The sequence below is a fragment of the Psychrosphaera aquimarina genome, from assembly GCF_032461525.1.
Taxonomy (GTDB): domain Bacteria; phylum Pseudomonadota; class Gammaproteobacteria; order Enterobacterales; family Alteromonadaceae; genus Psychrosphaera; species Psychrosphaera aquimarina.
On sequence record NZ_JAWCUA010000003.1, the window covers coordinates 269,392 to 289,580 of the forward strand.

20 protein-coding genes and 1 pseudogene are annotated in these 20,189 nt (G+C 38.3%); 6 read left to right on the plus strand and 15 right to left on the minus strand.

Features of this window, described 5'->3' with window-relative positions:
• Both RT723_RS04435 and RT723_RS04440 read left to right on the plus strand, forming a co-directional pair.
• Complete coding sequence (locus tag RT723_RS04435; protein WP_315946014.1) at positions 1 to 654, plus strand: HD domain-containing protein; 654 nt, start codon at positions 1 to 3, stop codon at positions 652 to 654.
• A complete protein-coding gene (locus RT723_RS04440; protein ID WP_315946015.1) occupies positions 647 to 1,231 on the plus strand; it encodes a class I SAM-dependent DNA methyltransferase in 585 nt (194 codons plus the stop codon). Before RT723_RS04435 ends, RT723_RS04440 begins: the two co-directional genes overlap by 8 nt.
• Positions 1,232 to 1,284: 53 nt before the next feature.
• Here the strand turns inward: RT723_RS04440 and RT723_RS04445 are convergent, their stop codons facing one another.
• From RT723_RS04445 to RT723_RS04485, 9 genes and pseudogenes are all read right to left on the minus strand, one after another.
• Positions 1,285 to 1,953: a GNA1162 family protein gene (locus RT723_RS04445; RefSeq protein ID WP_315946016.1), complete on the minus strand. Its 669-nt coding sequence runs from the start codon at positions 1,951 to 1,953 to the stop codon at positions 1,285 to 1,287.
• Positions 1,946 to 2,296 (minus strand): DUF4810 domain-containing protein, encoded by a 351-nt coding sequence (locus RT723_RS04450; RefSeq protein ID WP_315946017.1) that lies wholly within the window; start codon positions 2,294 to 2,296, stop codon positions 1,946 to 1,948. The genes RT723_RS04445 and RT723_RS04450 overlap by 8 nt, the downstream gene beginning before the upstream one ends.
• Positions 2,293 to 2,622, minus strand: coding sequence for a hypothetical protein (locus tag RT723_RS04455; protein WP_216055372.1), 330 nt, complete (start codon positions 2,620 to 2,622; stop codon positions 2,293 to 2,295). The genes RT723_RS04450 and RT723_RS04455 overlap by 4 nt, the downstream gene beginning before the upstream one ends.
• Before the next feature lie 4 nt (positions 2,623 to 2,626).
• Positions 2,627 to 3,574 (minus strand): CsgG/HfaB family protein, encoded by a 948-nt coding sequence (locus RT723_RS04460; protein WP_315946018.1) that lies wholly within the window; start codon positions 3,572 to 3,574, stop codon positions 2,627 to 2,629.
• A gap of 285 nt (positions 3,575 to 3,859) precedes the next feature.
• Positions 3,860 to 4,774, minus strand: a complete 915-nt coding sequence (galU, locus tag RT723_RS04465; protein WP_216055370.1) for a UTP--glucose-1-phosphate uridylyltransferase GalU — start codon at positions 4,772 to 4,774, stop codon at positions 3,860 to 3,862.
• Positions 4,775 to 4,785: 11 nt separating this feature from the next.
• Entirely contained in the window at positions 4,786 to 6,543 is a 1,758-nt protein-coding gene (locus RT723_RS04470) for a sugar phosphorylase (protein WP_315946019.1), read from the minus strand.
• Positions 6,544 to 6,558: 15 nt separating this feature from the next.
• Positions 6,559 to 7,817, minus strand: a pseudogene (locus RT723_RS04475) (glycosyltransferase family protein).
• 10 nt (positions 7,818 to 7,827) lie between these two features.
• Positions 7,828 to 8,649, minus strand: a complete 822-nt coding sequence (locus RT723_RS04480) for an HAD-IIB family hydrolase (RefSeq protein WP_315946020.1) — start codon at positions 8,647 to 8,649, stop codon at positions 7,828 to 7,830.
• A 1-nt stretch (position 8,650) separates the two neighbouring features.
• Entirely contained in the window at positions 8,651 to 9,586 is a 936-nt protein-coding gene (locus RT723_RS04485) for a P-loop NTPase fold protein (protein WP_315946021.1), read from the minus strand.
• 125 nt (positions 9,587 to 9,711) lie between these two features.
• Between RT723_RS04485 and RT723_RS04490 the strand changes: the two genes are divergently transcribed.
• The 4 genes from RT723_RS04490 to RT723_RS04505 all read left to right on the plus strand — a co-directional run bounded on the left by RT723_RS04490 (position 9,712) and on the right by RT723_RS04505 (position 15,607).
• Positions 9,712 to 9,951 (plus strand): DUF2164 domain-containing protein, encoded by a 240-nt coding sequence (locus RT723_RS04490; protein ID WP_315946022.1) that lies wholly within the window; start codon positions 9,712 to 9,714, stop codon positions 9,949 to 9,951.
• Between the two features lie 89 nt (positions 9,952 to 10,040).
• Positions 10,041 to 10,760, plus strand: a complete 720-nt coding sequence (locus RT723_RS04495) for an HAD-IA family hydrolase (RefSeq protein ID WP_315946023.1) — start codon at positions 10,041 to 10,043, stop codon at positions 10,758 to 10,760.
• Positions 10,761 to 10,878: 118 nt separating this feature from the next.
• Positions 10,879 to 13,293, plus strand: coding sequence for a DNA helicase II (gene uvrD, locus RT723_RS04500; protein WP_315946024.1), 2,415 nt, complete (start codon positions 10,879 to 10,881; stop codon positions 13,291 to 13,293).
• Between the two features lie 4 nt (positions 13,294 to 13,297).
• A complete protein-coding gene (locus RT723_RS04505) occupies positions 13,298 to 15,607 on the plus strand; it encodes a tRNA(Met) cytidine acetyltransferase TmcA (protein ID WP_315946025.1) in 2,310 nt (769 codons plus the stop codon).
• An 8-nt stretch (positions 15,608 to 15,615) separates the two neighbouring features.
• Here the strand turns inward: RT723_RS04505 and RT723_RS04510 are convergent, their stop codons facing one another.
• The 6 genes from RT723_RS04510 to RT723_RS04535 form a co-directional block, all read right to left on the minus strand.
• A complete protein-coding gene (locus RT723_RS04510) occupies positions 15,616 to 16,176 on the minus strand; it encodes a GNAT family N-acetyltransferase (RefSeq protein ID WP_315946026.1) in 561 nt (186 codons plus the stop codon).
• Between the two features lie 42 nt (positions 16,177 to 16,218).
• Positions 16,219 to 16,638 (minus strand): hypothetical protein, encoded by a 420-nt coding sequence (locus tag RT723_RS04515; protein WP_315946027.1) that lies wholly within the window; start codon positions 16,636 to 16,638, stop codon positions 16,219 to 16,221.
• A gap of 37 nt (positions 16,639 to 16,675) precedes the next feature.
• Positions 16,676 to 16,843, minus strand: coding sequence for a hypothetical protein (locus RT723_RS04520; protein ID WP_315946028.1), 168 nt, complete (start codon positions 16,841 to 16,843; stop codon positions 16,676 to 16,678).
• A 546-nt stretch (positions 16,844 to 17,389) separates the two neighbouring features.
• Positions 17,390 to 17,752, minus strand: coding sequence for a DUF1304 domain-containing protein (locus RT723_RS04525; RefSeq protein ID WP_315946029.1), 363 nt, complete (start codon positions 17,750 to 17,752; stop codon positions 17,390 to 17,392).
• Positions 17,753 to 17,860: 108 nt separating this feature from the next.
• Positions 17,861 to 19,213 (minus strand): glutathione-disulfide reductase, encoded by a 1,353-nt coding sequence (gene gorA, locus RT723_RS04530; protein WP_315946030.1) that lies wholly within the window; start codon positions 19,211 to 19,213, stop codon positions 17,861 to 17,863.
• Positions 19,214 to 19,367: 154 nt separating this feature from the next.
• Positions 19,368 to 20,018: a thiol:disulfide interchange protein DsbA/DsbL gene (locus tag RT723_RS04535; protein WP_315946031.1), complete on the minus strand. Its 651-nt coding sequence runs from the start codon at positions 20,016 to 20,018 to the stop codon at positions 19,368 to 19,370.
• Positions 20,019 to 20,189 lie beyond the last annotated feature (171 nt).

A 20,189-nucleotide genomic window follows, 5' to 3' on the forward strand; every position in this document is an offset into this window, starting at 1 on the left:
ATGAATTTAGAACAATTAGAAGTAAACTGCGCAGAGTTTATTCTGCAGCAACAAATTCATGATGCAGCACACGACATTAATCATATAAAACGTGTAGTAGCGACCGCTAAAAAGTTATGTGTGACCGAACATGCTGACTTAAACATAGTTTTGCCGGCCGCTTGGTTACACGATTGTGTTTCTTTTCCAAAAAATCACCCAGATAATAAACGTGCTTCAGTATTGGCAGGTGATAAAGCGGTTGAGTTTTTAACATCGATTGATTATCCAGTTCAGTACTTAGATGCCATTCATCATGCGATAAAAACCCATAGTTATAGTGCTAACATCACGCCAGAAACGATAGAAGCGAAAATAGTACAAGATGCAGATCGATTAGATGGACTCGGCGCTATAGGTGTGAGTCGTTGTATGTTAGTCGCGGGTAAACTCGGCAGTAAACTGTATAACCCAGAAGACCCTTTTTGTCAGCAACGAACCCCAGATAGCAAAGTTGCTGCGGTTGATCATTTTTATGAAAAGCTGTTTAAAACCGCAAAAACCATGACAACTCAAGCCGGATTACAAGAAGCACAAAAACGAGTTGAGTTTATGCAAGGATTTTTAGCACAACTAGCTGCTGAGATTGGCGATAAGGAATACTTAGATGTCTGATTCTTGGGATGATTATGCCGATGGCTGGGATGATAATAAGGACGTACAAAAGTACGCGCAATTAGCATTTAACAGCTTAGTTCAAAAAGTAAATTGCAAGGGACTTAACGTTCTGGATTTTGGCTGTGGTACTGGATTATTAACAGAAAAGTTATCGACTGTATGTAACCAGATTGTCGCGATAGACCCCTCTGTAAAAATGGCCGAGATATTATCGCAAAAACACTTAACTAACGTGAAAGTGGTGGCAGACTATTTAACTCCTGAAAGTATTCTACAGCATGTTGAATTACAGCAGTCATTTGATTTAATTGTTGCCAGTTCAGTCTGTTCATTTTTACCTAATTACCCCAAAACATTAAGTTTATTAACTTCATTGTTGACACCAAACGGTCATTGGGTTCAATGGGATTGGGCTGCAAAAAATGAAGGTGATTTTGGATTAACTAAACAGTCAATTGAGCAGGCATTGATTATATCTGGATTAAATAAACGAGCTCTGAATGTTGATTTTTCAATGAAAGCAAAAGAAGAAGTTATGGATGTGTATATCGCACATGGGATCAAACCCGCTTAAGGGTAAGGGGCTGGATTAAGATAGGAGAGGTGTTATTCACACCTCACCTATTATTAATGTTTCACTTTTTTGGTCTGACCCGAACCGTCATTAGCGTCTAACTGATAACGAGGGTGGTATTTGCCTAGTGGAATGGTATTCAGTATTTGACTGTTTACTTGTCTAGCAATTGGCACGTAATCCGTAGCGGCTGTAGTGACTGCGGTTGCGATAATATCAAACAGTATACTACCTGAATCATTGCTGGTTGTTTCATGCACAATAACACGTTGTTGCTGCCATAAAACTTCACTGGTTTTAGTTGAAATGAGTTCAAATTTAAGCCCAACTGTAACGTCTGCAACCGTTAATAAATAGGTTGTATCCCATTGGTCAATCGTTACAAATAACACCGCATCAGCACCAAATAAATAATTAAACCGTTCCATTGGAATATCTCTTACTTGAGCACCATCTTGTATCCCTTCTAACGCTAAAACATGATTAACATAAGGAATGGATACAACATAAAAACCCGCTTCCGCTAAAGGTTGAGCCACCGTAGTTGAAAATAAATCTGTCGCATCCGCTGCGGTTGTTTTATTAATTGCAGGTAAAACCACAATACTGATTGGCTTCTCTTCATACATTTTAGGGTAAGCTTCCATTTTCCCTATGTTTTCAGTGGTGACGCAGCCTGATAGAAACAGGATAAATGTAGTTACAATGATGTATTTATTCATTTTGATTCCCTGCTTTCATATTTTCTATGTAAGTTTTAGCTTCAGGGTAAAGTGCATATTCCTGACTAAGTAACATGTTCGCTTTGTCGTGATTGCCCTTTTTGCTTTCATACATGCTCAATTCAAAATAAATACCTGGTGGGATCTTCTTGCCATAATGATCGGCTAAGCTAATAATTTTTATTAGCTCAGCATAATGACGTTCATCACTTTTCACTGATTTTTCTTTTTTCGCTTCATACAGCGTATTTGAATAATCAGCCCAGTAATAAATATTTTTATTTTGTGCACATGCTGTGACAAACAGCAATATAACAACAAGGATGGTGTTTCTAATGATCACGGTATTATCAACTCTACAGTTTGTGCGTTAGACAGTAAGACTTTTTTATTAATTAATGTAATACCGTTTCTTTCTACTTTTACCGAATGAGTGCCCACACTCACTGGAAACTTGGAAACCAAATGCCCGTTTAGTTTGAATCGAGCGATTGTCTCGTCGATTGTGGTTGATGTATCGTCTATATGTAAAACGGTATTGCTAAAGTTGCCTTTTAATAAGATATAACCTGAGTCTTCGACTTGTGTGGCGCTAGAATAATTCGTCGTACACCCTGCTAATGAAGAAATAAATATTGAAAATATAATAGCTGTAATGATTTTATTCATGATCTTAATCCTTAATTTCTCTGATTACATATTGAGGGATTTTAGCGGTATCTATTTTGCCTGACTGTATTGAAACTATGCTTAGTTCATCATCACCTTGACCAACAAACCCTGTGACTTTTACTCTTGCAACTTCTTCCCCTGGCAAAGCGATTAAAAAGCCTGTTTGTGGATTTTTAACTTTGTTGCCTTCCTCAATCACGGCAAAGGAATGACCTAATTTGATGCCTTGTGACTTACCACCAGTCATAAATAAAGATCCATTATTATCAATTAAATAAGCCTGCCATGGCGAGTCCATAAGGTTATTCATAATATTGGAAACCAGTTTTGATATGGCCGCAGAAACTGCTTTGTCATCCAAGGAAGTATCGTAAGCGGCTGTTTTCCCAACACCTAGTACTTGGTTGGCTTCAGTACGTGCTTCACCAGAGGCTTCTTCTGTATACACAATACGGCCAGTTTTAACTTCAATTAACCGTACATTCACGGTGGCGTTGGCAATTTGAATTTTATTACGAGAAAAAATGGCTATATCACTTTCTGTACGTCGGCCAAACTCAGACACAGAACCAACGATTAAATAGTCAGCGCCTATTTTTGAACTTTCAAATTGGTTTGACTCTGAACGTAATAGTTGAACATCTGGACGTTCTAACATGATGAACTTTCCACTGGCGGTTAACCGAGAGCTTAAAATATCAGAAGCTTGTTTTCCTAGTCGGTTATTGTTTTGATCGACAAGAAAGCTATTACCTCGTTTGGTTTCATCTGAAAAACGACCGATAGCCACCAGTCGTTTTAACCCATTAAACTCAGTCGCCATTGAATTAGGCGCTATCTGTGATTGTGAAATTAACGGTGCATTTAATTTTTCTTTGGTTGATGTGGTACAAGCCGAAAGTAATACGGTTGAGGATAAAGTAAGTAAGACGAATAAATATTTTTTCATTACTACGTTCCTTGCTAAATAAAAGTAAAAAATGCCGTTAGATTTATGCGCTAATAGCTAATAAGTCTATATGCATTTAGACGATTAAAACACTTAGGTTGGAGACCTTAAGTTTCCAAGTGGTTCAATATGATATTGAATGTACTCGATGTGGAATTGGGATAATGTAAAAATTTGTACAAAGATGTAATGCGTCATCTTTTAACAGGTAAGTTGTTTAATAAAATTCAAAACGTGTGCCGTAAAGTCAAAGCGGTACACGTTTTGAGTTGGGGGATTTAATCGTTAAAATTCAAAGTTTGGATCAGCAATTAAGTCAGTGATTGCTTGTTTTAAATCGTCTTTAAATTCAGGACGTTGTAAAGAGTACTCTAAATTTGCTTTGATAAAACCGAGTTTACTGCCGCAATCGTGGGTTTTGCCAACGATGTGATAAGCAGACATATTTTCAATTTTATTGAGTTGGTGTAATGCATCCGTTAATTGAATTTCACCACCAGCTCCAGGTAACGTTTTCGCTAATAAGTCCCAAATTTTTTCTGAAACAACGTAACGTCCAGTAATGGCTAAATTCGACGGTGCGCAACCATCCTCTGGTTTTTCAACCATAGTTTTGATTGGTGCAGAACCTCCCGCAATAAGTGTTTCACCGTTGATATCAACAACGCCATAACTACCAACGTCTTTTTCCGGAACCGGGTTAACCATAATTTGATTATCCCCAGTTAATTCGTATTGTTTTAACATGCCAGCTAGATTTTCTACGCCTAAATCAGAGTAGTATCTGTCAATAATCACGTCTGGCAGCATGATAACAAATGGATTGTTGCCCAGTACCGGTCTGGCACAATTAATCGCGTGGCCTAGTCCTTTTGCTTCAGCTTGGCGTACTGAGATCATGGTGACGTCTTTAGGATTAATAGAGCGTACTTCTTCTAATAAAGAACGCTTAACCCGTGACTCTAGCTGTGCTTCTAATTCAAAACTAGAATCAAAATGGTTTTCTATTGAGTTTTTACTAGCGTGCGTAACTAATACTATTTCTCTAATTCCCGCTGCAGCAGCTTCTTCTACCACATATTGGATCAGTGGACGGTCAACTAAGGTTAACATTTCTTTTGGTATTGCCTTTGTTGCAGGCAACATACGTGTGCCAAGACCCGCTACAGGTATTACGGCTTTGGTTACTTTTTGGGTCATGTCGTTTCCTTCTATTCCTCGTTTCTGAAGTTGGTTAACCAAACTGTTTGGTATGGCATTAACTCAAGTTCAGTGGCGGTATCTTCAATATGGGTACCAGAGATAAGATCAAACCAATTGTCAGTCACTATTAGGTTTAATTCATTTAAGCGTAACTCTACTTTTTCATCGCTTATATTACTAATACAAAAAATACTTTGTTTACGGTTTAAGCTTTGACGCCAGTAACCGAATAATTGTAAACCCAGATGTAACACATATTGTGTTGCATTAGGATGAAATGCCGGCTGTTTTGTACGGATGTCAATTAACGCTAACATACGATTCAATACTTTACTGTGTGTACTAAAGTTAGAATCTAATTGCTCTTGAAGTAATTGATAATCCCAACGATGGCGGTTAATTGCACGGTTATGATGGGTGTTTTTTAATTTTTCATAGTCATTTTGAGTGGCTAAAAAGCTATGAATATATATACCTGGAATACCTTCCAATCCAAACATTACCGCGTGGGCACAGATAAAACGTTCTAGCCCCCATTTGTCTTCGCCCTTGGTGGTGCCTTTTAGTGCATCGTATAATGCAATGTTAATTTCATAGGCTTTTTGCTCCCCTGTATCTGACGTTCGCCAAGACACACGACCACCAAACGTTTGCATGGTGTTAACTAACGTATTGAGCTCTAAATCAGACAATAAACCTTCTGCTGGTCTTAAGCCAATGCCATCGTGTGAGGCAATAAAATTAAAGTAACTCGTGCCATTTTGAGCCGGAGGCATACTCATTAACCAACGTTTTAAATAAGTACAATTACCGGTTATTAAGCTATTCACTAACAGTGGTGGTAATGAAAAGTTATAAATGCAGTGGGCTTCGTTTGCATTACCAAAATAAGTAAGGTTTTGCGTATTTGGTATATTGGTTTCAGTGATGATCACTGTTTCAGGTTTAGTGTGCTCTATTAAGGTTCGTAATAAACGAATGACTTCATGGGTATGAGGTAAATTAATTGATGGACTACCGATAATTTTCCATAAAAAAGCCACCGCATCTAACCTAAATATTTTCACTCCGGAATCAAGGTATTGTCTAATAATTGAAACAAAGGCGAGCAAGACTTGTGGGTTTCTAAAGTCTAAATCTACTTGGTCGTGACTAAAAGTACACCATACGTGTTTGGTGCCTTCAGCGGTTTCTGTTTCACGTAATAGCGGACTGGTTCTTGGGCGAACGACTTGGGATAAATCGTCACTGGGGTCGGCGGTAAAAAAGTAATCTTTGCCAACACCTGAGCCTTTGATGAAGTTTTGAAACCAAGCACTTCGACTCGAACAATGATTGATCACTAAATCAGACATGAGCTTGTATTTATCAGCGATATCTTCAATATCTTGCCAATCACCTAAAGACTCATTAACACTGGAATAATCAATTACCGAAAATCCATCGTCCGAGCTATATGGGAAAAATGGCAAAATATGAACCGAGTTTATTTTGTCATCTAAGTAGTTATCCATAAAGGACGCTAAGGTTTTTAACGGCTTTTTATCTGCCTCAATTATGCTATCGCCATAAGTGATCAAAATCATGTCTTTTTCAGACCAATGATTTGCATATGGTACAGGCTCAACAAAGGTGTCAGGTATATTCATTTCATCAAGCAATAACTGGCTGAGTTCAGTTATTGGCATTGGTAACTCAATATCCTGATATATCACATTCAGTTGCAGCTCAACCTTATGTTTTAACTCGTCTAAACTTGCTGGCATAGGGGAATACTCCGATTACGCTGCGGTGGTGTTTATAGAATCTGATTTCACAGTATTAGCAAATTCTTCATAGTCTAATTCAACGGCTTGTTTTAATTCGGTTAATACTTCAGGCATAGCACTGATTACACGGTTCCAAGACGGAATAAATGGCGTTTCCATTGGATTCGCTAGGAAATTATCACCCGCTTCTATAATGTTTTTGGCGAACATTTCTACCGATTTTTCTTCGGTATGAATATCTAATGTTAAGCCATTGATCATAGCGTCATTGCGGTAAGTTTCTATATAATCTAGGGCAATACGGAAGTAAGTTGCTTTGATGGTACGCATATTTTCAGCATTAATGATGTAACCTTGGGTGGCTAATTTACGGAAAATCGCTTTGGTGATATCAATCGACATTTTAGATAAACCACCGTCAGTTGAATCCAGTGATAAATCTTGATGTTTATGATCGTAATTATTGGCAATATCTACTTGGCAAATTCGGTTGGAGGCAAAGTTTCTGTGCATTTCTGACAACACACCAATCTCTAATCCCCAATCACTTGGAATACGTAAGTCAGTTAACACATCTCTGCGGAAAGAGAACTCACCAGATAATGAGTAACGGAAACTGTCCATGTATTCCAAATACTCATTGGTGCCTAATACTCGTTTAAGCGCTTTTAATAATGGCGTTACCAATAAACGTGCAACGCGGCCATTTAATTTGCCGTGGGCAACACGAGCATAAAAGCCTTTACCAAATTCATAGTTAAAATGCGGGTTTGCCACAGGGTAAATAAGTCTAGCTAATAAACTACGGTCATAGGTTAGAATGTCGCAATCATGTAAAGCAACGGATTCCGCTTTACCAGACGCTAATATATAACCCATGCAATACCAAACGTTACGTCCTTTGCCCATTTCGGTTGGAGCCAAGCCGAGCTTTTGTAATTTAGCATCTAACGCTTTTAAACGAGGTCCGTCATTCCATAAAATTCTATGGTGTTGCGGTAACTTACTGAAAAAGTCGATGGCGTGTTTATATTGGTCGACATCGGCTCTATCTAATCCAATAACGATTTCAGATAAATACGGAACTTCGGCAATCTTGTTAACGATATCTGGTAATGCTTTGCCTTCTAGTTCAGAAAAAGTGAAGGCAGTATTAACCCTAGCGGTCGACTTTTAGAAAAAGTTAATAGCTCAGCTTCTAGCTCTTCGGTACTACGATTTGTTAAATTATGTAAGGTTGTAACAACCCCATTTTGATAAAAATCAGCCATGATGAAGCTCCTATGGTAAGTCTATGATTTGTTGTAAACATTCAGTCCAGCCAGAAGGCCCATAAAGAGTACTTTGCATAATATTGTCTTTACGTTGTAACGCTGGGTAGTCATGTTTATGTGATTTAATTTGAACTGCTATGTCAGCCACTTCTAACATTTCGTTGTCGTTATAACTGTCACCTAAGGCAACGGTAGAAAACGAGGTACTGGTATCGAGGCTTGCCATGAGTTGCGTAAGCCAAACCATTGCATTACCTTTGTCAGAGTTGCCGCTGATATGTAAAAAACGCCCCCCTTGCAATACATGAGCACCTGCATCCGTTAAGTGTTTTTTAAATATTTGTTTTTGTACATCAGTGCCTAGCCACTTCAATGGTTCACTATATAAACGGCTATTGGCATTTAACGCCGCAGGCGCAGTAAGGCCCGTTTCGTTACACAGCTGTTCATTGTTCATGGCGGAAAAGCCGAGATAACACTGCTGAAGTTCGGTGGGTAAAGTGTTTAATAACGTCAACCAGTGTGAGCGTGGTTTAGAAAAACTTTTCACCCAAAAACGTTCAAAGACTTCAGTCGCTGGTGGTTGCTCCGCAAAAAATCCAATAGGAATAAATACAGCAGCACCGTTCTCTACGATAAATGGGGTATCGAGCTTAGTTTGTTGTCTAAAGAAGATGAGTTCCGCATACGTTTTACTGGTGTTAGGGATAACGTGGATGTTTGACTGTTTTAGCTTAGCCAACATCTCTACAGCAGGTTGAAAACTATAAGTGTTATGATCTAATAACGTGCCATCTAAGTCGGTAAAGATTAAATACTGCTGACCCATATTATGAACTACCTCTTAAGTGATTGAATTCTGTAACTGAACTACCGTCAATCGAGATAGGTTGACGTTGTGCGTCTAAATTGAGGACGACATTGTATTGTTCCTGAGCATGCTTAAAACCATGTTCAGTTAAACGTTGAAAGTGTTGTATAAATCGCTCTACTTGCTCATCAGACATAATGGCTGTCGCTTTATCATCGTTTGATGATGCATCATGCGCTTGTCTTAATTTATGTTCCTGTTCTTTACGCCAATTGGCTATACAGTCAAAAGAAGGGGCTTTTAACATCACCCAAAAATCCATTAATTGGTATAAGGCTAAATAATCAGATTTAAGTGAATCATTAACAAAAGTGCGCCAAGTTCCGTTTTTGTCTTCATGCTTTTCTAATTCATTAATAGGATTGGTTAATTCCTCAACGGTTTGTGCTGATGTTCCCCAACACCAACCTTCCATGATCACCACATCTACTTTTTCGGTAATTAGCGGCCAGTTTTCTTGTGAATGAGGATTATCTATTGCTTTATTAAAACGCGGTAAACGACAATTAGGTTGGGGGGACGCTAATGCAAGTAAAGTGGATGACATTAATTGGATATCATGAGTACCTGGTACGCCTCGAGATCGTAACAGTGGGTGTACCGTTTCCGCTAAATGCTGACGCTGTTGCTGGTTTAAGTAAAAATCATCCAATGAAACGACGGCAACCGATAACTGACATTGAGTTTCAAGATACAATTTGATGTAATCGGCGAGCGTTGATTTACCCGACCCTTGACTGCCGTTTAAACCGACAAACAAAGTTTTATCCGCCCTTTTTTGGTGAGTGTTTATTATTTCAGCAATAGGTGTGTACCATTTTGGTGCATCAACTTCTATAACACTGGTTAGTTTGTGTTGTGCTTTAAAGGCTTGTATTAACTGGTCTGTAGTCATTTATATTGGCTGATTTATGTTAAAATTATTCATTTTAGTAATATAACGATTACAACTAGTGTGCCAATGGGATGTGTATTACCCACACAGCCATACTTATATACAGGTTAAAAAGGAATGATTTAGTGTCAGAAATAAAACTTACTAAAGAGCAACAAGCTGCGGCAGTCGTGAAGTTACAAGGGTATTTTGAGGAAGAATTAGATAAGGAGTTAGGTCAATTTGAAGCTGAGTTTTTGTTGGAATTTATAATGAAAGAGATTGGATCCTCGATTTATAACCAAGCTCTATATGATGCCCAAAGTTTGTTAACAGCAAAAATAGAAGATGTGTTTGCTGAGATTGAACAGTTTGATTCTCTTTAGCAATGACAATTGCAATATACGCAGTGGACCACATTACCACCGTTCATTATGTTAATATTGTCCAACTTACTTAATTTATAGGATGTCTTGTGTCTCTTAGATTTAACCGCCCATTTAGTGATCCAATTAAAGCGCTCAGTTTTGATTTAGACGATACCCTCTATTATAACGGAGATGTGATCCGCAACGCTATTCAAGTTCAGTTTGATATAATATGCCAACTCATTCCTAGTGCAAAAACAAAAGGACCTGAATTTTGGGAGGCGCTTAAATGGCAAGTTGCTAAATCGAAGCCAGAAGTTTGCCATGACGTAAATTTGTGGCGACATCACGTGCTCGACTTGGGGTTAGCGAGTTTTGGTATTGAGCAGCCATTAAAAAAGCAGATGAGCATGCATATATATAATGCCTTTTATGATGCCCGATCAGACTTTACTGTGCCGCAACAAACCTTTGATGTTCTGGGTAAATTAAGCGAAAAATACCCATTAGTAGCCGTTACAAATGGCAATGCCGATTATCAGCGAATTGGTCTGGCACCGTATTTTGTTGGTTATTACCGTGCGGGAGAAAATGGCACCAGAATGAAGCCTTATCCTGATATGTTAAAAGATGCGTCCAAAGACTTGAACATTCCTTGTGAAAATATCTTGCACCTTGGTGACAGTGCACCGTCAGATATTCAAGCTGCGTTAAACGCCAATTGCCCTTCTTTATGGTTTAACCCGGATAATAATAACTATCCAACAGGTTTTACTTTGGCAAATGGTGAATATTCGGACTTGGATGATCTGCTACACCTGTTATAATAAAAATCCTGTTTATATATACAGCTCTTGTCACTCGATGTTATCGGGCTTAAGTACAAGCTTTTATGTAACAACACTAAAATTTAACGGTTACTCAATTTAATAGGTTTTGTCTCTTATGGACGTTTATATTCCCTCACAAGATATTCCAAGTTCGGCTACTGCAGTATTAAAGCTGAATGAGCTAAATGAACGTCAATATGAAGCGGTAACTGCACCTCCACAAAATATGTTGGTATTAGCAGGTGCAGGCTCTGGTAAAACTAAAGTACTGATTAGCCGAATTGGTTATTTAATCCAAGCACATCAAACCTCTCCATTTTCAATCTTAGCGGTAACCTTTACCAATAAAGCGGCGGCGGAAATGCGTCATCGCTTAGAGTCATTGTTAGGTCAAGGATCTGTGGGGTCTCAATATGGTGCTGGTGGTATGTGGATTGGTACTTTCCATGGTTTAGCCCATCGTTTTTTACGCACACATTTTCGTGAAGCAAAATTACCAGAAAGTTTTCAGGTTTTAGATTCGGATGATCAACATCGATTAATCCGCCGTATTATGAAAAGCCTAAATTTAGATGAAAAGCGTTATCCGCCAAAACAAGCCATGTGGTACATCAATGGTAAAAAAGATGATGGTTTAAGACCTAAGCACATAGATACTTTTGATCCAACGGAACAAGTGTTTTTACAAGTTTATACTACTTATCAAGAAGCATGTGACCGTGCAGGTTTGGTGGACTTTGCAGAAATATTGTTACGTAGCCATGAAATTTTAGCCACATATCCAGAAGTATTAAGTCATTACCGTAAACGTTTCCGTCATATTCTGGTGGACGAGTTTCAAGATACTAATAAAATTCAATACGCTTGGATTAGATTATTGGCTGGTGGTCATGCTGGTAACGTTGCAGAAGATTTACCGCCTGCTCATGTAATGATAGTAGGTGACGACGATCAATCCATTTATGGCTGGCGCGGTGCGCAAGTTGAAAATATTCATAGCTTTCAAACCGACTTTTCTGACGTGGAAGTGATCCGTTTAGAGCAAAATTATCGCTCAACTGCCAATATCTTAAAAGCAGCCAATGAAGTGATCTCTAATAATACCGACCGCTTAGGTAAAGAGCTTTGGACGGAAGGTAAAGAAGGTGATCCAATAGGGTTATATGCGGCTTTTAATGAATTGGATGAAGCACGTTTTATAGTCGGCAACATTAAAAAATGGCAGCAAGAAGGCGAAGCTTTATCTGAATCTGCCATTTTATACCGTAACAATGCGCAATCTCGTGTATTGGAGTCGGCCTTAAACGAAGCCGGTTTAAGATATCGCATATATGGCGGTTTACGTTTCTTTGACCGTCAAGAAATTAAAGATGCATTAGCGTATTTGCGTTTGGTTTCAAATCGTGACGATGATGCTGCATTTGAACGTGTAATCAATACACCTGCACGTGGCATAGGCGAAAAAACATTACAAATGTTGCGTGATGCTGCTCGTAGTCAGAACATGACCATGTGGCAAGCAGCAGGACGTTTGATGGATGAAAAACATTTATCAGGCCGCGCAAGTAACTCGGTTAAAAACTTTATGGACTTAATTGTCCAGCTTGAAACTACAGTTGAGCCTTTACCACTGCATGAACAAGCCGATCACGTAATTCAAAGTTCGGGTTTAATGGCCATGTATCAAGCTGAAAAAGGCGAGAAAGGTCAAACACGAGTAGAAAACTTGGAAGAACTGGTTTCTGCCTGTAAGGACTATGAACCTGATGAAAACATGCAGGAAATGCCAATGTTAGCGGCATTTTTATCCCATGCATCATTAGAATCAGGTGACTCACAAGCAGACGCTTATGAAGATGCCGTCCAGTTAATGACGTTACACAGTGCAAAAGGTTTGGAGTTTCCTCTGGTATTTATGGCGGGTGTGGAAGAAGGTATGTTCCCAAGCCAACAAAGTTCAGATGCACCAGAAAGATTAGAAGAAGAACGTCGCCTTGCTTATGTTGGCATGACCCGCGCTAAAGAAAGATTATTTATAACTCACGCAGAAACAAGACGATTGTATGGCCAGGAGTTGTATCATCGTCCATCACGTTTTATCGCTGAAATTCCGAAAGAATGTATTTACGAAGTTAAGTTATCCACTCAAGTTTCAAGACCGCAATCTGGTTACAGTGGCGGTTATGGTGGAAAATCCAGTTATGGTGAACAGTCTACCTATAGCCAAAACTCTGGTTATAGCGCTAGCAATAGTTCTGGTAGTTCGACGGGACATGGTGGTTACCAAGGTGAGAGAAATAAATCGAAATCATCGAATAACTTTGGCTCTGGTTTTGGGCAAGCATCAAGCCACTTAAAATTTAGTGAAAGTCTATTTTCATTAGGACAGCGTGTAAGTCATGCTAAGTTTGGTGAAGGGACGGTATTAAATTGTGAAGGTGATGGTGACAACTCACGCATTCAAGTAAACTTTGATCAATTTGGTGCCAAATGGTTAGTCACTACGTATGCAAAGTTAACGGCCATCTAACGCTATGTTAAACCAACTAATTGAGCATTTAACGCAAAACAAACAACGCTGTTTATTTTGGGTTAAAGGCGAACAATGTTGGGCTCAGGCACAAATACAAACTTGGTTATCAACGACAGACCCGTCTTTGCAAATAACTAGGTTTGGTGAGCCACAATTAAACACAGGTATCCTTCGACACTCACAAACAGTAAATCACGAACAGAGTCAAAGCCAGACCCAAAATCAAATTACCGATATTAGAATTAAACAATACAAAAAAATGCTCGGTCAAGAATCAGATGTATTGATATATGATTGTTATGCCGGGTTAAATCCAGATGCACTGGGCGCATTGGTAGGCACTGTCAAACTAGGTGGTCTGTGTATTCTGATCTCCCCAGAAGTACCACAGTGGTTGAATTTTTTGGATCCAGAATATAACCGTTTATGCGTAGAACCTTATCAACCAGAACAGATCAGTCATCATTATCTGCAGTACTTTATCAATCAGCTAACCTTATCCTCAAGCGTATTGACCATAAGTCAAAGTGATAAACATGACCCCCAATATGTATTTGAAAACTGGTGTGAAGATGTTGGGGACATTAAAATTGGCTCGGATGTTCGTGGGGAAGTTGAAGGAATAAAGACTCATCCACAATATAATCAGTGTAAAACAGATGACCAATATCAGGTTGTAAAGCAGTTATTTGAAAGCTTTGATCTTCGGAGCGAGTGCTCTACTAGTCAAGAGGCCTTGATTATACAAGCGGACAGAGGGCGCGGTAAATCCGCATCTTTAGGTATTTTTTCTGGTCTTCTTTTAGCTGAAAGCAAAAAGCAAAATGACAGTAAATCAATAAATATAGTATTAACAGCGCCCCACTTGGCATCGATATCTGGTGTATTTGAATTTTGTGAAGTCGTATTAAAACAAAAAACCATAAATTACAGTGTTAATAATAATGCACTTAAAACTGAGTTTGGTTCGTTAACCTTCATCGCACCGGATGACCTCGCCGATAAGGTTACCGATGCAGATATTGTATTAGTTGATGAAGCTGCGGCCATTCCAAGTCAGATGTTATTGCCTTTATTGTCACCGAAAACAGCACAATCACAGTGTGCGTTTGTGGTATTTGCCACGACCGTTCATGGTTATGAAGGTACAGGGCGAGGATTTGAATATAAGTTTAAGCCGTTAGTAGCAAAAGCGTTTAACCAGGTCAAAAACTTGTCTTTGAGCCAACCAATTCGTTGGTCTGAACATGATTGTTTAGAGGCTGATATTAACCAGTTATTATTGATTAATACACACCTACCAGAGTTTGATAGAAAAAACATTAAGTTAATTAATTCCGAAAACGTCTCACTTTCATTGTTGTCATCACAAGACTTAATTAACCACTCGGTCAAGTTGGAGGGGGTATTTGGTTTGTTGGTAAATGCCCATTACCGTACAACCCCTAACGACTTACGTAATATGCTTGACGGCCCCAATATGCAGGTCTTTAGCTTGCAATATAAAGGGGAGATCATAGGTGCTGTGTTATTGGCGGAAGAAGGTTGTATAGATCCTGATTTAGCCGAGCAAATTTGGCAAGGTCGCAGACGACCCAAAGGACATTTATTACCACAGTCTTTAATTGCTCATAGTGGTTTTAAACGGGCTGGTGAATATCGGTATGGTCGTATCGTTCGTATTGCTATTCATCCAGATCTACAAAACCAAGGTTTAGGTAGTTTGTTATTAAACAAAGTAAAACAAGCAATAACACAACAGGGGTTCGACTTTATCTGTACTAGCTTTGGTGTAGCGGATAATTTAGTGAGATTCTGGATATCCAACCAATATGTACCTGTACGTTTAGGTTTGAAAGCAGAAGCCTCTACGGGAGAATATTCCTTATTAATGACTCAAGCGTTAAATCTGCCAAGCAAGACATTTGAACAAGATGTATCAACTAGATTCCAGCAAACGTTACTCGTAGAGCAAAAGCTGAACATGCGCCATGAGTTATCCGAGCGTTTATTAAATATGTTACAGCAAAGTGCTGATTTGACTGAGCTGGTCACTGGGCAAGATGCGCAAGATATTGCTTGTTTTTGTCATCACCACAGGTCATTAGATACCTGCATATTGGCTATGTACCGGTATGTTAAGTCAGGTTTTATGAGTGAAGAAGGTAAAGGGCAAAGAATTTCACCGTTAATCTTAGATAAAGTGATTAACGGTGTGGATAACAAAACCTTAATTCAAAACTATAAATTAACCGGTGAAAAGCAGTTAGTTCAGCAATTAAGGAATGAATGGTTAAGCTATATAAATTAAAGAGATGGCTACGTTCTATTAGTCAAACAAGCTAACTCATAATATTGGTTATTGTTGTACTCAAATTCTTGGATGACATCTAAACCGACCTTTTTGGTATGAGCAGCAAAAGAACGTGGATTTATTTTGTTAATAAAAGTGACCAAAACTGGATATCGTTTTGACATTTCTTGTAGAGCAAAACTAAAAACGCCTTCAAATACGCCTTGTCCCCTCACACTTTTATCAACACAAACCGGACCATATTGGTAAGAGTTTTCAGTACTTAATACGTACCCTTTGTATTGCAAATTAGGTAAGTCTTTTATCATATGGGCGAACATTGGCCAGCGTGACCAAAAGCCCCATGACGCAGCCATGGCATAGGCAACAATCTCATTGCCTTTAAGGGCCACAAACAACCCATGTTCTTGTTCAATTAACTCGGTCAGCTGTGTTTTATCAAAGGCCGTTGTGATAAACCCATCGGCTTTATCTGCTTCATTTATAGTGTCAACTTGGTAACGGGCATGAAGGGCGAGGATCTGCTGGATATCAGCTGTGGTGGCTGATCTAAATTCTATTGTCATATATTAACTGCCTTAATAAACGGATGATCTTAGCTTAGGAAATTATAAACTTGTCCAAAGTTGCTTCACACCAATGAAATGGATAATACCAAACAATAAACAAATGATGGAACTCCATAGCCAAAATTCAGGTGTACGTCCCATAGGTGAACTGATTAAGAATAAACCTGCGATACCGCGGATTAAATATATGAGTGTAATTAGGCTGAGCACAAGACGAAGAAATGGTAAGCGGGAAATAACACCCGCGGCAGAAAATGCATAAAGTGACCAAATAGAAAGTAGGATAACAATTATGCTAGTTATCACTGTAGGGCGAAGACTGCCTTGTTCTGCCAACGTAGCCATCTGCTCCCCTGCACCAAAAAAGCGATACCAAGGCGCACCAAAATAAATACAACCTAAATGCAATAGCGCGACAAATGTATTTAAAACACCAGCTACAATGAGAAAAACATTCATGCCTTATCTTATCCTATAACCTGTGTAATTATATGTTTTAAGCGCCAGCCATCTTATATAAAAACAACCCTAAACCACCAAAAATCACAATCCCAATCAGACACATTACGAACAATGTTTTGGACTTTATTAGAGATTGCAGAAAAGCAAACTCAGTTAATAAACCAGTTGCTAATAGTGCATTGTCTTTTGATTCTTGTTTCATAATGTTAACTCCAGCTTAAAAAAATGTTCAGGAAAAGTTGTAAATCCAACTTCAAGTTATTTCAAGGGACCATCTTTTGTTATAGCTTTGTACATGTTTGGTTTTATATTTTTCTTTGCATTAATACGATCGAAATCGGAAATGTGGGATTGAATAACATCTTTACGACATGATGCATAGCGCTTCTTAGAGATAGCCCAGCAATGTTGGTCATAACAATGAAAACTATAACTATCAGTTATAGAGGAATAAGACCATACTGGTAAAGCAAACATCAAGCTTAGTCTGTGATTGCCATTCCGCCCTCAAGTTAGATCAACTAACTTTAGGTTTATCTACAAATAATCAAAGGTAAATGTTATGAGTAAAGGGCAAGATACAAAGAAAAATAGTAAAAAGAAACCACTGTTAACTGCAAAAGAGAAAAAAGCAGCTAAAAAATCAAAAGAAAAATCAACGGATATCTTAGGCCGTTAATTTAGCTCGTTAATTGATCAAGGCTACCCAATTACACTACACAGGTAGCCTTTTAAAATGTCATTTGAATTAAATAAACTGCAGACTTAACAATGCCAAAAAGGCAGGTACGCCTTGCACAAATAAGATTGAACGTTTTACCGTTAAACCACCATAAACCGCCGCCACTAATACACAAGTCAAAAAGAACATTTGCAGTTGTAGACCAAACTCCTTGTTCGTATGTAACAAGCCAAATGCCAACCCAGCCGCTAAAAATCCATTATATAAACCTTGGTTTGCCGCCATCGACTTAGTTTGTTCGGCAAATTCTTGTTCTAGTCCAAACACCTTTAATGTTCTAGGTTTTGTCCATAAAAACATCTCCATTATTAAAATGTAAACATGTTCTATGGCCACTAATGAAACAAGAATAATTGAAAGTATAAGCATAGGTTTTCTCAATAAGTATGGATAAGTTAGGGTAATATTAAAAAAGCCCAATAATGTTTATTCATTATTAGGCTCTACATTTAACAACACTTTATATAGTTGAATTACTTAACGTAAAGTGACAAATTCTTCGGCTGACGTAGGGTGTATTGCTACACAAGCATCAAAGTCTGCTTTGGTTGCGCCCATTTTCATAGCTACGCCAAATCCTTGTAGGATTTCATCCATGCCAAGACCAATACCGTGGATACCCACTACTCTTTCATTGTCTCCAGCACACACTAATTTCATTTTAGTCATTTGACGATGTTCAGTCACGGCGGTGTACATAGCGGCAAAACTAGAGGTATAGACTTTTACGTTTTCTTCACCAAATTCAGCAATCGCTTCAGGCTCAGACAAGCCCATAGTACCAATGGCTGGATGGCTAAATACTACGGTTGGTACGTTAGTGTAATCCATAACGACATTAGTAATACCACCAAACAAACGTTCGGCTAATATACGGCCAGATTTCACAGCAACAGGGGTTAATTCGATTTTACCAATTATATCGCCAAGTGCATAAATACCTTTCACGTTAGTCTCGTGATGCTCATTAACTGGAACATATCCACGATTATCAAGCTCGACACCCGTCGACTCAATATTAATATTGTCAGTGGCTGGTGTTCGACCAATTGCCCATATAACACAGTCAGTTTCAACAAACGTTCCATTCTCAAAATGAAGAACCAAGCTCCCGTCGGCTTGTTTAACAACTTTTGATGGTGTGCTATTAGCAAGAAGTTCAATACCTTCCTCTTGCATCATTTCCGATAACGTTTCTGACAACATAGGGTCAAAGTTACGTAATGCCATGTGTTTACGCACGGCTAATTTAGTTTCAGTACCTAAGCTATGTAATACACCAGCGAGTTCAACTGCGATATAACCTGCACCAACCACCACACAACGTTTAGGTTGCTCAGTTAAGGCAAAAAAGCCATTTGAATCGATACCTAATTCAGCGCCTTCGATTTTTGGCCAAGTAGGGCTGCCACCTGTTGCGATAGTGATATGATCGGCTGTGTATTGCACGCCATCCACTTCTACGGTGTTAGCGTCCACAAATTTAGCAAAACCATTAATTACAGTAATATTATTATTGGCTAAAACTCGGTCGTAAGAGCCGTGAATACGTTTAATGTAAGCTTCGCGACTTTCTACTAATTTAGCCCAATCAAATTTATTAACGGTGACATCGAAACCATAATCTGCACTATATTTATGAATAGCTTCAGCGACTTGAGCGCCAAACCACATGGCTTTTTTAGGAACACAACCTACGTTTACGCAAGTGCCGCCCATGTGTTTAGCTTCAATTAATGCTACTTTTGCACCGCGCATCGATGCTCTATTAGCTGATGCAATGCCGCCACTTCCGCCACCTATGGCAATGTAATCAAAATGTTGTGTCATGTAATGAGTTCCAGTCTTGAATTAAAATAATAAGGACAATGTAGTAAGAATATGGGTTAACCCATAGAAAACCAAATTAAAAAAGTCGATGTGGTTAATCGGTAATTTAATAATTGTTAACAGCAGACCTTACTTTTACTAATAAAAATTCAAATTAAGCGGTTTTAGTTAATAAAAATGCAATTAATTTTAAGTATTCATCCATAGACTTGAGAGATTCAGTATTAGGTTTGTATTTACCGTTTATGATCAATGTTGGGACTTTAGTAAATCCTTGTTTTCGTAACAGGTCAGTTTTATTGCGCATAGTATTTGCGGCCATGTTGACATTAAAACTACCGAATATTTTATCAAATTCTTGGCTATCTACGCCTTTTAATAAAAACAAATTTTTAATATCTTTTAATTCAGAAAAGTCCGCCTTGCCTTGATGAATGTAGGAAAAAATAGATTGCACAATTGTTTCTTTAACATTGAGTAAATCAGCGGTAATTAACGCTTTTGTTAACAAATGTTCAATTTCAATTTTTCTACCAGGCATGCCATCAACGTGATTTTTTATAAACTGGTTAGGGTCAGGTAATAACGCTTTTACCTTATGCATAAAGGGTTCAGATTTGTAACAGTGTGGACAATAAAAGGAGAAAAATTCAGTCACTTGCGGCGTGGTAGATTGGATGCCTTTCACTTCTACGTAATGCTCGCCCAATTCAAATTGAGCTGCTTGAGCAATATTAAATACTGGGTTAAATAATAAAAAACTCGTTAATAACACGAGTGATGAGAAGATAATTTTCGATTTCACATTAGATCCTTTGCATGAATAACGGTTGATGTTTCATTAGAGGTTTTACTCACTTAAAATTCAAGTAAAAGTTAAATGACTATAAAGTATTGATAAAATTTGATGATTAACTAAACACAGTTAATCTTTTTCTCGGTATGTAGCTGCTTACCCTTGTAAAAGCTTGTATGT